This window comes from Streptomyces sp. NPDC048197 (assembly GCF_043202395.1).
Classification (GTDB): domain Bacteria; phylum Actinomycetota; class Actinomycetes; order Streptomycetales; family Streptomycetaceae; genus Streptomyces; species Streptomyces siderophoricus.
Map to the genome: position 1 here is coordinate 208170 of NZ_JBIDAJ010000003.1, position 13430 is coordinate 221599.

The 13430-nt window shown below is 72.0% G+C and carries 16 protein-coding genes; 4 read left to right on the top strand and 12 right to left on the bottom strand.

All coding sequences use genetic code 11. The features are described from left to right. Positions 1 to 60 precede the first annotated feature (60 nt). A complete protein-coding gene (locus ACGF4C_RS06215) occupies positions 61 to 1596 on the bottom strand; it encodes an anthranilate synthase component I (RefSeq protein ID WP_393563705.1) in 1536 nt (511 codons plus the stop codon). An 11-nt stretch (positions 1597 to 1607) separates the two neighbouring features. After that, the gene (gene hisI, locus ACGF4C_RS06220; RefSeq protein WP_030413638.1) at positions 1608 to 1994 is read right to left on the bottom strand and encodes a phosphoribosyl-AMP cyclohydrolase; all 387 of its coding nucleotides are present in this window, start codon (positions 1992 to 1994) and stop codon (positions 1608 to 1610) included. 39 nt (positions 1995 to 2033) lie between these two features. Here hisI and ACGF4C_RS06225 point away from each other — a divergent pair, with 39 nt between their 5' ends. Continuing rightward, positions 2034 to 2183, top strand: coding sequence for a hypothetical protein (locus tag ACGF4C_RS06225; RefSeq protein ID WP_201802020.1), 150 nt, complete (start codon positions 2034 to 2036; stop codon positions 2181 to 2183). Between the two features lie 95 nt (positions 2184 to 2278). Here the strand turns inward: ACGF4C_RS06225 and ACGF4C_RS06230 are convergent, their stop codons facing one another. Continuing rightward, a complete protein-coding gene (locus tag ACGF4C_RS06230) occupies positions 2279 to 2911 on the bottom strand; it encodes a TIGR03085 family metal-binding protein (protein ID WP_362141604.1) in 633 nt (210 codons plus the stop codon). A gap of 26 nt (positions 2912 to 2937) precedes the next feature. Then, positions 2938 to 3894, bottom strand: a complete 957-nt coding sequence (locus ACGF4C_RS06235; protein ID WP_393563708.1) for a LysR family transcriptional regulator — start codon at positions 3892 to 3894, stop codon at positions 2938 to 2940. 94 nt (positions 3895 to 3988) lie between these two features. On the opposite strand from ACGF4C_RS06235, the gene ACGF4C_RS06240 reads away from it, so the two are divergent. The 3 genes from ACGF4C_RS06240 to ACGF4C_RS06250 are packed head-to-tail and all read left to right on the top strand — an operon-like array spanning position 3989 to position 7481. Beyond that, on the top strand, positions 3989 to 4789 hold the full coding sequence (locus ACGF4C_RS06240) for a succinate dehydrogenase (protein ID WP_393563709.1): 801 nt from the start codon (positions 3989 to 3991) through the stop codon (positions 4787 to 4789). A 2-nt stretch (positions 4790 to 4791) separates the two neighbouring features. After that, the gene (locus ACGF4C_RS06245) at positions 4792 to 6741 is read left to right on the top strand and encodes a fumarate reductase/succinate dehydrogenase flavoprotein subunit (protein WP_393563710.1); all 1950 of its coding nucleotides are present in this window, start codon (positions 4792 to 4794) and stop codon (positions 6739 to 6741) included. Next, complete coding sequence (locus ACGF4C_RS06250) at positions 6738 to 7481, top strand: succinate dehydrogenase/fumarate reductase iron-sulfur subunit (protein WP_393563711.1); 744 nt, start codon at positions 6738 to 6740, stop codon at positions 7479 to 7481. Before ACGF4C_RS06245 ends, ACGF4C_RS06250 begins: the two co-directional genes overlap by 4 nt. A 34-nt stretch (positions 7482 to 7515) precedes the next feature. On the opposite strand, the gene hisF is transcribed toward ACGF4C_RS06250, so the two are convergent. Genes hisF through hisD form a run of 8 tightly spaced genes read right to left on the bottom strand, consistent with a single transcriptional unit; the run spans position 7516 to position 13323 of the window. Then, on the bottom strand, positions 7516 to 8280 hold the full coding sequence (hisF, locus tag ACGF4C_RS06255) for an imidazole glycerol phosphate synthase subunit HisF (RefSeq protein WP_030413632.1): 765 nt from the start codon (positions 8278 to 8280) through the stop codon (positions 7516 to 7518). After that, entirely contained in the window at positions 8277 to 8714 is a 438-nt protein-coding gene (locus ACGF4C_RS06260) for a RidA family protein (RefSeq protein WP_310728524.1), read from the bottom strand. The genes hisF and ACGF4C_RS06260 overlap by 4 nt, the downstream gene beginning before the upstream one ends. Continuing rightward, the gene (priA, locus tag ACGF4C_RS06265; RefSeq protein ID WP_201802014.1) at positions 8711 to 9436 is read right to left on the bottom strand and encodes a bifunctional 1-(5-phosphoribosyl)-5-((5-phosphoribosylamino)methylideneamino)imidazole-4-carboxamide isomerase/phosphoribosylanthranilate isomerase PriA; all 726 of its coding nucleotides are present in this window, start codon (positions 9434 to 9436) and stop codon (positions 8711 to 8713) included. The genes ACGF4C_RS06260 and priA overlap by 4 nt, the downstream gene beginning before the upstream one ends. Before the next feature lie 5 nt (positions 9437 to 9441). Continuing rightward, on the bottom strand, positions 9442 to 10092 hold the full coding sequence (gene hisH / locus ACGF4C_RS06270; protein ID WP_393563713.1) for an imidazole glycerol phosphate synthase subunit HisH: 651 nt from the start codon (positions 10090 to 10092) through the stop codon (positions 9442 to 9444). Then, entirely contained in the window at positions 10089 to 10253 is a 165-nt protein-coding gene (locus ACGF4C_RS06275; protein ID WP_030413628.1) for a hypothetical protein, read from the bottom strand. The genes hisH and ACGF4C_RS06275 overlap by 4 nt, the downstream gene beginning before the upstream one ends. A 3-nt stretch (positions 10254 to 10256) precedes the next feature. Then, positions 10257 to 10850: an imidazoleglycerol-phosphate dehydratase HisB gene (hisB, locus tag ACGF4C_RS06280; protein ID WP_030413627.1), complete on the bottom strand. Its 594-nt coding sequence runs from the start codon at positions 10848 to 10850 to the stop codon at positions 10257 to 10259. Continuing rightward, positions 10847 to 11971, bottom strand: coding sequence for a histidinol-phosphate transaminase (locus ACGF4C_RS06285; RefSeq protein ID WP_393563715.1), 1125 nt, complete (start codon positions 11969 to 11971; stop codon positions 10847 to 10849). The genes hisB and ACGF4C_RS06285 overlap by 4 nt, the downstream gene beginning before the upstream one ends. 26 nt (positions 11972 to 11997) lie before the next feature. Further along, the gene (gene hisD / locus ACGF4C_RS06290; RefSeq protein ID WP_393563717.1) at positions 11998 to 13323 is read right to left on the bottom strand and encodes a histidinol dehydrogenase; all 1326 of its coding nucleotides are present in this window, start codon (positions 13321 to 13323) and stop codon (positions 11998 to 12000) included. Between the last annotated feature and the right edge of the window lie 107 nt (positions 13324 to 13430).

Genomic DNA, 13430 nt, shown 5'->3' on the forward strand with positions numbered 1-13430 from the left:
GCGGGCGGGCAGGGCCTGTCCGATGGGTCGCGGACCCGGCCAGGACCCATCGGGCAGGCCCTAGCGGCCCAGGTGGTTGGCGGTGTGCACGGCGCGGAGCACCGCCGCCGCCTTGTTGCGGCACTCGGTGTCCTCGGCCACCGGGTCGGAGTCGGCGACCACGCCGGCGCCGGCCTGGACGTAGGCGGTGCCGTCCCGCAGCAGCGCCGTGCGGATCGCGATGGCGGTGTCGGAGTCGCCGGCGAAGTCGAGGTAGCCCACACAGCCGCCGTACAGGCCGCGTTTGGTCGGCTCCAGCTCCTCGATGATCTGCATGGCGCGCGGCTTGGGCGCGCCGGAGAGGGTGCCGGCCGGGAAGCAGGCGGTGAGCACGTCGAAGGCGGTGCGGCCCTCGGCGACCTGCCCGGTGACCGTCGAGACGATGTGCATCACGTGGCTGTAGCGCTCGATGGACATGAAGTCGACGACCTCGACGCTGCCCGGTGCGCAGACCCGGCCGAGGTCGTTGCGGCCCAGGTCGACCAGCATCAGGTGCTCGGCGCGCTCCTTGGGGTCGGCCAGCAGTTCGTCGGCGAGGGCCTGGTCCTCCTGGACGGACGCACCGCGCGGGCGGGTGCCGGCGATGGGGTGGACCATGGCCCGGCCGCCCTCGACCTTCACCAGTGCCTCGGGGCTGGAGCCCACCACGTCGAAGGCGCTGCCGTCGGCGGCCTCGAAGCGGAAGAGGTACATGTACGGGCTGGGGTTGGTGGCTCGCAGCACGCGGTAGACGTCCAACGCGCTTGCCGTACAAGGGGTTTCGAAGCGCTGGGAGGGCACCACCTGGAAGGCCTCGCCGGCCCGGATGCGCTCCTTGATGTCCTCGACGGCGTCCTGGTAGGCGGGGCCGCCCCATTCGGCGGTGTACGCGGGGACCTCGGACGGCGGCAGCGCGGCGGCGCCGGTCGGCGCGGGCCGGGCCAGGTCGTCGGCCATGGTGTCCAGGCGGGCCACCGCGTCGGCGTACGCCTCGTCGATGCCGGTGTCGAGGTCGTTGTGGTTGATCGCGTTGGCGATCAGCAGGACCGTGCCGTTCCAGTGGTCGAGGACGGCGAGGTCGGAGGTGAGCAGCATGGTCAGTTCGGGCAGCCGGAGGTCGTCGGCGGTGCTGTCGCCGATCTTCTCCAGGCGGCGCACGATGTCGTAGCCGAGGTAGCCGACCATGCCGCCGGTGAAGGGCGGCAGTCCCGCGCCCTCGATGAGGTCGCGCGGGGTGTGCAGGGTCTCGACGGTGGCGCGCAGGGCGGCCAGCGGGTCGCCGTCGGTGGGCACGCCGACCGGCGGGGTGCCGAGCCAGTGCGCCCGGCCGTCGCGGGTGGTGAGGGTGGCGGCGCTGCGGACGCCGATGAAGGAGTAGCGCGACCACGTGCGGCCGTTCTCGGCGGATTCCAGCAGGAAGGTGCCGGGGCGCTCGGCGGCGAGTTTTCGGTACAGCCCGACGGGTGTGTCGCCGTCCGCGAGCAGGCGCCGGGTGACGGGGATGACCCGCCGGTCCTTGGCGAGCGTACGGAAGGTGTCGAGGTCCGGATGGGCGGTGCCGGTGGTTCCCGTGGTCATGGCAGCGGAGCCTACTGGTCCCGGGGGTCCCCGGTCGTCAGTACATCGGCGTCGAAGCAGGTGCGGGCGCCGGTGTGGCAGGCGGCGCCGACCTGGTCGACCTGCACCAGGAGGGTGTCCGCGTCGCAGTCCAGGGCCACCGACTTGACGTGCTGGACGTGGCCGGAGGTGTCGCCCTTGACCCAGTACTCCTGGCGGCTGCGGGACCAGTACGTGCAGCGTCCGGTGGTCAGGGTGCGGTGCAGTGCCTCGTCGTCCATCCAGCCCATCATCAGCACCTCACCGGTGTCGTACTGCTGGGCGATGGCGGGCACCAGGCCGTCGGCGCCGCGCTTGAGGCGGGCGGCGATCGCGGGGTCCAGTGCGGAGTCGGCGAGGGGCGTGCGGCTGCTGCTCATGGCTCCATTGTGCCGTGCGGGCCCTGTCATCCTGCAGATATGCCCCCGCAACCGCCGCCGCCCGTACCACCGCCCCCGCCGCCGGAGCCGGACCGGGCCGCGCGGGTGGCGGTGCGGGTGCTGGCTGCGGTGTTCGCGGCGGCGGTGGTGGTGGCGGTGGTGGTCGTCCTGGTGCTGCTGCACCGCTGAGGGCACGGCCTCGTCCGGGCCGGCGCTCTCGCCGGCCCGGACGCCCCTGGATGCCCGGGCTTCGCGGACGCCCCTCGGATGCCGGGCTTCGCGGCTCAGATGCCGAGCTTCGCGGCCAGCAGCCGGTCGACCGCTTCCTTGTCGCCGTCCAGCTGCACGTCGGCCGCTTCCTGCCGGCCGAAGGCGAACAGGGTCAGCTCGCCCGGCTCGCCGACGACCGTGACGACCGGTGTGCCGCGGTGGGCGACCGCCGTGCGCCCGTCCGGGCGGCGCAGCACCAGCCCGACCGGCGACGTACGGCCCAGCACCCGGGCCATCCGCTCGATCCGGGTCCACAGCGCGTCCGCGAAGACGGGGTCCACCTCGCGCGGGGTCCACTCCGGGCGGGCGCGCCGGACGTCCTCGGCGTGGACGTAGAACTCGACGGTGTTGGAGGCCTCGTCGACCGGCTTGAGCGCGAACGGCGACAGCCGCGGCGGGCCGGTCCTGATCAGGTGGATCAGCTCGCCGTACGGTTTGGCCGCGAATTCCGCCTGCACCCGCTGCAGCCGGGCCGCGAGCGGTTTGACCAGCAGCCCGCCGGCGGCGTCGGCGCGCCGCTCGCGGACGACCAGGTGGGCGGCCAGGTCCCGGGTGGTCCAGTTCTCGCAGAGCGTCGGCGCCTCGGGCCCGGCGCTCTCCAACAGGTCGGCGAGGAGGAGTCGTTCACGCTTCGCATGGGTCGACATGGCCGCCAGCCTACGGCCGGTCGCGATCACCTGCCACGGCGCCGCGCGGCGGCGGGCGACGGGCCGGAACGCCCAGCGGGGCCCGGCGACGGCCCCAGGCCCAGGTGTTCCTTGAGGATGCGTTCCAGTTCGCGGGCGGCGCGGGGCGGGGAGACGTCGCCGCGGTGGGCGACGGAGACGACGCGGTGCATGCCGGGGGTGGCGAAGGCGGTGATGCGCAGGCCGGAGCGTTCGGCGACCATGCTGGGCACGACGGCGATGCCCAGGCCGGCGCGGACGAAGCCGAGGACCGCGTCCATCTCGCCGCCCTCGACGGTGAAGGTCGGCTCGAAGCCGGCCGCGCGGCATGCCGCGGTGGTGAATTCGCGCAGGTCGTAGCCGCGGCGGAACATGGCCAGCGGGCGGCCGCGGAGGTCCTCGACGCGGATCCTGGTGCGCCGGCCGGTCACCGGGGCGGGCCGGTCGGGGGCGGAGACCACGACCAGTTCCTCGCGCAGCAGCTCGGAGGTGGCCAGGGCGGGGGCCTGGACGGGCAGCGGGGTGATGATCAGGGCGAGGTCGAGTGCGCCGTCGGCCAGGGCACGTACCAGGTCCTGGGAGCCGTCCTCGGTGACGATCAGCTCGACGCCGGGGTAGGCCGCGTGGAAGGCGCTCAGGACGTCGGGGACGAGGCTGGCGCAGAGGCTGGGCGGGGCGCCGAGCCGCAGCCGGCCGCGGCGCAGCTGGGCGACCTCCTGGACCTCGCGGCGGGCGGTCTCGGCGTCGGCGAGGATCCGGCGGGCGAGCGGCAGCAGGGTCTCGCCGGCGTCGGTGAGGGTGATGTGGCCGCGGGCGCGGTGGAAGAGCTCGGCGCCCAGCTCCCGTTCCAGGGACCGGATCTGCTGGGACAGCGAGGGCTGGGCCACGTGTTCGCGCTCGGCGGCGCGGGTGAAGTGGCGGGTGTCGGCGACCGCGGTGAAGTAACGGAGCTGCTGCAGCTGCATGAGGCGACGGTAAGGCATCGATAGGTTCAGCCTATGGAGATGAGCCGGAGCATGTCTTGGACTGATGGCGGCCCGCTCCTTACGGTCGGGACCCATGGCACTGGGCATACGGACGGACCGACGGCCGTCGACGACGGGCGGCGCGCGACAGCGCCCGATGCGGGGCGGCGGTCGGGCGACGGGCGGGCGCACGATGTGGGACAGCACCGTCGGCAAGAAGACCGTGATGGCCGTGAGCGGGCTGATCATGCTGCTCTACCTGGTCGTCCACATGATCGGGAACCTGAAGATCTTCTTCGGGCCGGGCGAGTTCGACCACTACGCGCACTGGCTGCGGGTGGTCGGCGAGCCGTTCATGCACTACGGGTGGACGCTGTGGCTGGTCCGCGTCGTGCTGATCGTGGCCGTGGTCGCGCACGCCGTCTCCGCCTACCAGCTCAGCCGCCGCGACCTCAAGGCACGCCCCACGAAATATGCCCACCCGTCGCCCGGCCGCCACCCCTGGTGGAGGCGCTTCGCGCCGCACCTCCTTCTGCGCGCGAGCTACGCGACCCGCACCATGCGCTGGGGCGGGGTCATCCTCGGCCTGTTCCTCGTCTGGCACCTGCTCGACCTGACGACCGGGGCCGTGCACCCCGGCTTCCGGCCCGGCCACCCGTACCAGAACGTGGTGGACACCTTCTCCACCTGGTACGGCAATGTCATCTACCTCGTCGCGGTGCTGGCGCTGGGCCTGCACGTCCGGCACGGCTTCTGGAGCGCCGCGCAGAGCCTCGGCATCGGCAGCCGCACCCGTGACCGCCTGCTGAAGACCACCGCCAACGTCCTCGCGCTGGTACTGACGGTGGGCTTCGTCTCCGTACCCGTCGCCGTCATGACCGAAGTGGTGAGCTGACCATGTCTCCTTACGCCGACTACGCGACCGGGGAGCCGGTCGCCGACACAAGGGCGCCGGCCGGACCGGTCGCCGAGCGCTGGGACACCCGCCGCTTCGAGGCGAAGCTGGTCAACCCGGCCAACCGCCGCAAGCACACCGTCATCGTCGTCGGCACCGGGCTCGCCGGCGGTGCGGCCGGTGCCACGCTCGCCGAACAGGGCTACCACGTCGAGCAGTTCTGCTACCAGGACTCCCCGCGCCGCGCCCACTCCATCGCCGCGCAAGGAGGCATCAACGCGGCGAAGAACTACCGCAACGACGGCGACTCGGTCCACCGGCTCTTCTACGACACCGTCAAGGGCGGCGACTTCCGGGCCCGCGAGTCCAACGTCCACCGCCTCGCCCAGATCTCGGTCGAGATCATCGACCAGTGCGTGGCCCAGGGCGTGCCGTTCGCCCGCGAGTACGGCGGTCTGCTCGACACCCGCTCCTTCGGCGGGGTCCAGGTCTCCCGCACCTTCTACGCCCGCGGCCAGACGGGCCAGCAGCTGCTGCTCGGCGCCTACCAGGCGCTGTCCCGGCAGATCGCGGCCGGGAACGTGACGATGCACCCGCGCACCGAGATGCTGGATCTGATCGTCGTCGGCGGCCGGGCCCGGGGCATCGTGGCCCGTGACCTGATCACCGGCGCGATCGACACCTACTTCGCGGACGCGGTGGTGCTCGCCTCCGGCGGCTACGGCAACGTCTTCTACCTGTCGACGAACGCCATGAACTCCAACGCGACCGCGATCTGGCGGGCGCACCGGCGCGGCGCGTACTTCGCCAACCCCTGCTTCACGCAGATCCACCCGACCTGCATCCCGCGCACCGGCGACCACCAGTCGAAGCTGACGCTGATGAGTGAGTCGTTGCGCAACGACGGCCGGATCTGGGTGCCGAAGGCGAAGGGCGACACCCGGCCGCCCGCCGAGATCCCCGAGTCCGGGCGCGACTACTACCTGGAGCGCAGCTACCCGTCCTTCGGCAACCTCGTCCCCCGCGACATCGCCTCGCGCGCCGCGAAGAACGTCTGCGACGAGGGGCGGGGCGTGGGCCCCGGCGGGCAGGGCGTGTACCTGGACTTCGCCGACGCGATCGCACGGATGGGCCGGGGGGCCGTCGAGGCCAAGTACGGCAACCTCTTCGACATGTACCAGCGGATCACCGACGAGGATCCGTACGAGGTGCCGATGCGGATCTACCCCGCCGTGCACTACACGATGGGCGGGTTGTGGGTCGACTACGACCTGCAGACCACCGTCCCCGGCCTGTTCGCGATCGGTGAGGCCAACTTCTCCGACCACGGCGCCAACCGGCTCGGCGCCTCCGCCCTCATGCAGGGCCTGGCCGACGGCTACTTCGTGCTGCCCGCCACCATCAACGACTACCTGGCGCGGCATCCGCACGGGGACGAGATCGGCGCCGACCACCCGGTCGTCCAGGAAGTCCTCGCCGAGACCGAGGACCGCCTGCACCTCCTCCTGGCCGTCGACGGCGACCGCACGCCGGACTCGTTCCACCGCGAACTCGGCGAGCTGCTGTGGGAGTTCTGCGGCATGGCCCGTACGGATTCCGGTCTGCGCAAGGCGCTGGAGCGCATACCGCAGATCCGTGAGGAATTCTGGCGCCGCATCAAGGTGCCCGGCACCGGCGCGGAGTTCAACCAGTCCCTGGAGAAGGCCAACCGGATCGTCGACTACCTGGAGCTCGCCGAGCTGATGTGCCTCGACGCACTGCACCGGGCCGAGTCCTGCGGCGGCCACTTCCGCGAGGAGTCCCAGACGCCGGACGGCGAGGCCGCCCGCAAGGACGAGGAGTTCTCCTACGCGGCCGCCTGGGAGTTCACGGGTACGGGCGAGGCCCCGACCCTCCACAAGGAAGACCTGGTCTTCGAGTACGTCCACCCCACCCAGCGGAGCTACGCATGAGGCTCACCCTGCGCGTCTGGCGCCAGCGACACGCCGACGCCGACGGCGCCATGTCCACGTACGAGGTGGACGGCATCTCCTCCGACATGTCCTTCCTGGAGATGCTCGACACCCTCAACGAGGAGCTCATCCTCCGGGGCGAGGACCCGGTCGCCTTCGACCACGACTGCCGCGAGGGCATCTGCGGTGCCTGCTCGCTCGTCATCAACGGCGAGGCGCACGGGCCCGAGCGCACCACCACCTGCCAGCTGCACATGCGGTCCTTCCAGGACGGCGACACGATCGACATCGAACCGTGGCGGGCCTCCGCCTTCCCCGTCATCAAGGATCTCGTCGTCGACCGCTCGGCCTTCGACCGGATCATCCAGGCCGGCGGCTACATCACCGCACCCACCGGCTCCGCGCCGGAGGCCCACGCCACCCCCGTGCCCAAGCCGGACGCCGACTTCGCCTTCGAGCACGCCGAGTGCATCGGCTGCGGGGCGTGTGTCGCCGCGTGCCCGAACGGCGCGGCGATGCTCTTCACCTCCGCCAAGGTCAACCACCTGGGCGTCCTGCCGCAGGGCGCCCCGGAACGCGGGTCCCGGGTCCTGGACATGGTGGCGCAGATGGACGAGGAGGGCTTCGGCGGCTGCACACTGACCGGCGAGTGCGCCACCGCCTGCCCCAAGGGCATCCCGCTGTTCAGCATCACGAGGATGAACCGCGAGTTCGTCCGGGCGGTGCGCAAGGGGCGCTGACCGCCCCGGCCGCGGCGGGGCGGGGCACCTCAGGTCAGCGCACCGGGTGTCCCGCCTCGCGCAGGGTCTGCTTGACCTCGCTGATGCGGAGGTCGCCGAAGTGGAAGACCGAGGCGGCGAGGACCGCGTCGGCGCCGGCGGCGACGGCCGGGGGGAAGTGGGAGAGCTTGCCGGCGCCGCCGGAGGCGATGACCGGGACGGTGACGTGCTTGCGGACCGCCTCGATCATCTCGACGTCGTAGCCGTCCTTGGTGCCGTCGGCGTCCATGGAGTTCAACAGGATCTCGCCGGCGCCGAGTTCGGCGGCGCGGTGGGCCCATTCGACGGCGTCGATGCCGGTGCCGCGGCGGCCGCCGTGGGTGGTGACCTCGAAGCCGGACGGGGTGCCGGCGTCGGTGCGGCGGGCGTCGACCGACAGGACCAGGACCTGGCTGCCGAAGCGTTCGGCGATCTCGCGGATCACGTCGGGGCGGGCGATGGCGGCGGTGTTGACCCCGACCTTGTCCGCACCGGCCCGAAGCAGCTTGTCGACGTCCTCGGGGGTGCGGACGCCGCCGCCGACGGTGAGCGGGATGAAGACCTGTTCGGCGGTGCGGCGGACCACGTCGTAGGTGGTCTCGCGGTTGCCGGAGGAGGCGGTGATGTCGAGGAAGGTCAGCTCGTCGGCGCCCTCCTCACCGTAGATCTTGGCCATCTCGACGGGGTCGCCGGCGTCGCGGAGGTTCTGGAAGTTGACGCCCTTGACGACCCGGCCGTTGTCGACGTCCAGGCAAGGGATGACTCGGACCGCCAGGGTCATCGCGGTTCTCCTTCGGGGGCCCGGGGTGCGCCCCCCGGGGTTGCGCTGTCGCGGAATGCTTCGAGTTCGATCTGCACCAGTACCCGTGGATCGACGAAGCCGGAGACCACGAGCACGGTCGCGGCGGGCCGCACGGCGTCGAAGAGCTCCTTGTGGGCCCGGCCGACGGCGTCCACGTCGCGCACGTGGGTGAGGTACATGCGGGTGCGGATGACGGATTCGGCGCCCAGGCCGAATTCCCGCAGCGCGTCGAGGCCCTGCCGGAAGGCCGCGAGCGCCTGTTCGTACGGGTCCCCCTCACCGTGCAGCACCGTGCCGGTGAACGGCAGGGTGCCGGCGACGAGGACCCGGTCCCCGGCCGCGACGGCGCGTGCATGGCCGAAGGCCCCCTCCCAGGGGCTGTCGGACTGGACGCGCCGCACGGCCTCGCTCATCGGGACACCGCCTCCAGGGCTTCCTCCAGGGTGAACGCCTTGGCGTAGAGCGCCTTGCCGACGATCGCGCCCTCGACGCCCTCCGGTACCAGGCCCGCGATGGCCCGCAGGTCGTCGAGGGAGGAGACGCCGCCGGAGGCGACGACGGGGCGGTCGGTGGCGGCGCAGACGTTCCTCAGCAGCTCCAGGTTGGGGCCCTGGAGGGTGCCGTCCTTGTTGATGTCGGTGACGACGTACCGGGCACAGCCCTCGGAGTCCAGGCGGGCCAGCGTCTCGTAGAGGTCGCCGCCGTCGCGGGTCCAGCCGCGGCCGCGCAGCGTCGTCCCGCGGACGTCCAGGCCGACCGCGATCCGGTCGCCGTACTCGGCGATGATCTTGGCGACCCACTCGGGGTTCTCCAGCGCCGCGGTGCCGATGTTGACCCGGGTGCAGCCGGTGGCCAGCGCCGCGGCGAGCGAGGCGTCGTCGCGGATGCCGCCGGACAGCTCGACCTTGATGTCCATCGAGCGGGCCACCTCGGCGATCTGCGCGCGGTTGTCGCCGGTGCCGAAGGCCGCGTCGAGGTCGACCAGGTGCAGCCACTCGGCGCCGGCCCGCTGCCAGGTGAGGGCCGCCTCCAGCGGGTCGCCGTAGGAGGTCTCGGAGCCGGACTCGCCGTGCACGAGGCGGACGGCCTGGCCGTCGCGGACGTCGACGGCGGGCAGCAGTTCAAGCGTGTTCACAGCGTTCACAGCGTTTCGATCCAGTTGGTGAGGAGCTGGGCACCGGCGTCGCCGGACTTCTCGGGGTGGAACTGGGTGGCCCACAGCGGGCCGTTCTCGACCGCGGCCACGAACGGCTCGCCGTGCGTGGCCCAGGTGACCTTCGGTGCGGCGAGGTGCGGGTTGCCGATCTCCAGCTCCCAGTCGTGCACCGCGTAGGAGTGGACGAAGTAGTAGCGGGCGTCGGCGGGCAGCCCGGCGAACAGCCGCGAGCCCTCGGGGGCCTCGACGGTGTTCCAGCCCATGTGCGGGACGATGTCGGCCTTGAGCGGGCCGACCGTGCCCGGCCACTCGTCCAGGCCTTCGGTCTCCACGCCGTGCTCGATGCCGCGGCCGAAGAGCACCTGCATGCCGACGCAGATGCCCATGACCGGGCGGCCGCCGGCCAGCCGGCGCCCGACGATCCAGTCGCCGCGGGCCTCCTTCAGCCCGCGCATGCAGGCGGCGAACGCGCCCACACCGGGGACCAGCAGCCCCTCGGCGTTCATCGCCCGGTCGAAGTCCCGGGTGATCTCCACGTCCGCGCCGACATGCGCCAGCGCGCGTTCCGCGGAGCGGACGTTGCCGAAGCCGTAGTCGAGGACGACGACCTTCTTACGGGAGGACGGGGCGGTCAATTCCACACCTCCAGCCGCAGCACACCGGCGGCCAGGCACATCGCCGAGCCGACGGAGAGCAGCACGATCAGGCTCTTGGGCAGCTGCTGCTTCCAGAAGGAATAGACGCCGCCGAGGAGGAAGAGCCCGAGGAGGATGAAGACGGTCGACAAGCCGTTCACGGGTTAAAGGGCTCCCTTGGTCGAGGGGATGATCCCGGCCGCGCGCGGGTCGCGCTCGCTGGCGTAGCGCAGGGCCCGGGCCAGGGCCTTGAACTGGCACTCCACGATGTGGTGGGCGTTGCGCCCGTACGGGACGTGCACGTGCAGGGCGATCTGCGCCTGGGCCACGAAGGACTCCAGGATGTGCCGGGTCATCGTGGTGTCGTACTCGCCGATCATCGGCGCCATCTTCTCGGGCTCGGTGTGCACGAGGTACGGGCGGCCGGAGAGGTCGACGGTCACCTGGGCGAGGGACTCGTCCAGCGGCACCGTGCAGTTGCCGAAGCGGTAGATCCCCACCTTGTCGCCCAGCGCCTGCTTGAAGGCGGCGCCGAGCGCGAGGGCGGTGTCCTCGATGGTGTGGTGGGAGTCGATGTGCAGGTCGCCGTCGGTCTTCACGGTGAGGTCGAACAGACCGTGCCGGCCGAGCTGGTCGAGCATGTGGTCGTAGAAGCCGACTCCGGTGGCGATGTCGGTCCGCCCGGTGCCGTCGAGGTCTATCTCGACGAGGACCGAGGTCTCCTTGGTGGTGCGCTCCACGCGTCCTACGCGGTTCATGCCTGGGGCTCCTTCTTGAGTTCACGTACCGCGTCGAGGAACGCGTCGTTCTCCTCCGGGGTGCCGGCGGAGACCCGCAGCCACCCCGGTACGCCGTTGTCGCGGACCAGCACGCCGTGGTCGAGGATCCGCTGCCAGGCCGCGTGCGCGTCCTCGAACCGCCCGAACTGCACGAAGTTGGCGTCGGACGGGGTGACGTCGTAGCCGATCGCGCTCAGCTCGGTGACCAGCCGGTCCCGCTCCGACTTCAGCTGCTCGACGTACTTCAGCAGGGTGTCGGTGTGCTCCAGCGCGGCCAGCGCGGTGGCCTGGGTGACCGCCGAGAGGTGGTACGGCAGCCGTACGAGCTGGACGGCGTCCACCACCGCCGGGTCCGCGGCGAGGTAGCCGAGGCGCAGCCCGGCCGCGCCGAAGGCCTTCGACATCGTGCGGGAGACGACGAGGTTGGGCCGCCCGGCGAGCAGCGGCAGCAGCGAGTCGCCGTGGCTGAACTCGACGTACGCCTCGTCGACGATCACCATCGACGGCTTGGCCGCCTGCGCCGCCTCGAACAGCGCGAGGACGGTCTCGGGCGGGACCGCGTTGCCCGTGGGGTTGTTGGGGGTGGTGATGAAGACGACGTCCGGCTTGTGCTCGGCGATGGCCCGCTCGGCGGCGGCGAGGTCGATGGTGAAGTCCTCGTTCCGCGGACCGGAGATCCAGCCGGTGCCCGTGCCGCGCGCGATGAGCGAGTGCATCGAGTACGAGGGCTCGAAGCCGATCGCGGTGCGGCCCGGCCCGCCGAAGGTCTGCAGCAGCTGCTGGATGACCTCGTTGGAGCCGTTGGCGGCCCAGACGTTCTCGATGCCGAGCTCGTGGCCGCCGGTGCGGGTGAGGTACCGGGCCAGCTCGGTGCGCAGTTCGACCGCGTCCCGGTCCGGGTAGCGGTTGAGGTCGCGGGCGGCCTCGCGCACCCGCTCCGCGATCCGCTCGACCAGCGGCTCGGGCAGCGGGTAGGGGTTCTCGTTGGTGTTCAGCCGTACCGGGACGTCCAGCTGCGGGGCGCCGTAAGGGGACTTGCCGCGGAGTTCGTCGCGCACCGGGAGGTCGTCCAGGCCGGCCACTGCGGAGTTGCGGGTCATGGGTGGGGTGCCTTGCTTCGTTCGCGTCACTTGCCTTCGGGGACCTTCCAGCCGAACCGGGCCTTGACGGCCGCCCCGTGTGCGGGCAGGTCCTCCGCCTCGGCCAGCGTCACGACATGGTGCGCGACCTCGGCCAGCGCGTCCTTGGTGTAGTCGACGATGTGGATGCCGCGCAGGAACGACTGCACGGACAGCCCCGAGGAGTGGCAGGCGCAGCCGCCGGTGGGCAGCACGTGGTTGGAGCCCGCGCAGTAGTCGCCGAGCGAGACCGGCGCCCACGGGCCGACGAAGATCGCGCCGGCGTTTTGCACCCGCTGGGCGACGGCGGCGGCGTCCGCGGTCTGGATCTCCAGGTGCTCGGCGCCGTACGCGTCGACGACCCGCAGGCCCTCCTCGACGCCGTCCACCAGCACGATCGCGGACTGCTTGCCGGACAGCGCCGGGACGATCCGGTCGTCGACGTGCCGGGTCGCGGCGACCTGCGGCTCCAGCTCCTTCTCGACGGCCTCGGCGAGCTCGGTGGAGTCGGTGACGAGGACCGCGGCGGCCAGCGGGTCGTGCTCGGCCTGGCTGATCAGGTCGGCGGCGACGTGCGCGGCGTCGGCGGTGTCGTCGGCGAGGATGGCGATCTCGGTCGGGCCGGCCTCGGTGTCGATGCCGATGCGGCCGGTGAAGTAGCGCTTGGCGGCAGCGACCCAGATGTTGCCGGGGCCGGTGACCATGTTGGCCGGGGCGCAGGTCTCGGTGCCGTACGCGAACATCGCGACGGCCTGGGCGCCGCCGGCGGCGTACACCTCGTCGATGCCGAGCAGCGCGCAGGCGGCGAGGATCGTCGGGTGCGGCAGACCGCCGTGCTCCTTCTGCGGCGGGGACGCCAGCGCCGTCGAGGGGACGCCCGCCTCCTGTGCCGGGACGGCGTTCATGATCACGGACGACGGGTAGACCGAGCGGCCGCCGGGGGCGTACAGCCCGACCCGCTCGACCGGCACCCACTTCTCGGTGACCGTGCCGCCGGGGACGACCTGGGTGGTGTGCGGGGCGCGGCGCTGGGCGCGGTGCACGATGCGGGCGCGGCGGATGGACTCCTCCAGGCTCGCGCGCACGGCCGGGTCGAGCTCCTCCAGGGCACGGGTGAGCGCGGCGGCCGGCACCCGGACCTGGTCGAGGGTGACCCCGTCGAACTTCTCCGCGTAGTCGATCAGCGCCGCGTCGCCACGATGATGCACGTCCTCGCAGATCGGCCGCACCTTCTCCAGGGCGGCTTCCACGTCGAACTCGGCACGGGGCAGCAGGTCGCGCAGGGCGCCGCCCTCGGGAAGGGCGTCACCGCGCAGATCGATTCGGGAGATCACGTCCCCAGTGTCTCAGACCCGCTCCTGCGCCCGGCCGCCCGTATCACTGGGTGATACACAGCGGGGCGGGGGCCGGACGCACGGTGACAGCGCGCCGCGAAGTTGAC

Bases quoted from the DNA above. Each gene is read 5' to 3' on its own strand.
- ACGF4C_RS06215 (WP_393563705.1), bottom strand. From the start codon at position 1,596: ATGACCACGGGAACCACCGGCACCGCCCATCCGGACCTCGACACCTTC.
- hisI (WP_030413638.1), bottom strand. From the start codon at position 1,994: ATGAGCAGCAGCCGCACGCCCCTCGCCGACTCCGCACTGGACCCCGCG.
- ACGF4C_RS06225 (WP_201802020.1), top strand. From the start codon at position 2,034: ATGCCCCCGCAACCGCCGCCGCCCGTACCACCGCCCCCGCCGCCGGAG.
- ACGF4C_RS06230 (WP_362141604.1), bottom strand. From the start codon at position 2,911: ATGTCGACCCATGCGAAGCGTGAACGACTCCTCCTCGCCGACCTGTTG.
- ACGF4C_RS06235 (WP_393563708.1), bottom strand. From the start codon at position 3,894: ATGCAGCTGCAGCAGCTCCGTTACTTCACCGCGGTCGCCGACACCCGC.
- ACGF4C_RS06240 (WP_393563709.1), top strand. From the start codon at position 3,989: ATGGCACTGGGCATACGGACGGACCGACGGCCGTCGACGACGGGCGGC.
- ACGF4C_RS06245 (WP_393563710.1), top strand. From the start codon at position 4,792: ATGTCTCCTTACGCCGACTACGCGACCGGGGAGCCGGTCGCCGACACA.
- ACGF4C_RS06250 (WP_393563711.1), top strand. From the start codon at position 6,738: ATGAGGCTCACCCTGCGCGTCTGGCGCCAGCGACACGCCGACGCCGAC.
- hisF (WP_030413632.1), bottom strand. From the start codon at position 8,280: ATGACCCTGGCGGTCCGAGTCATCCCTTGCCTGGACGTCGACAACGGC.
- ACGF4C_RS06260 (WP_310728524.1), bottom strand. From the start codon at position 8,714: ATGAGCGAGGCCGTGCGGCGCGTCCAGTCCGACAGCCCCTGGGAGGGG.
- hisB (WP_030413627.1), bottom strand. From the start codon at position 10,850: ATGAACCGCGTAGGACGCGTGGAGCGCACCACCAAGGAGACCTCGGTC.
- ACGF4C_RS06285 (WP_393563715.1), bottom strand. From the start codon at position 11,971: ATGACCCGCAACTCCGCAGTGGCCGGCCTGGACGACCTCCCGGTGCGC.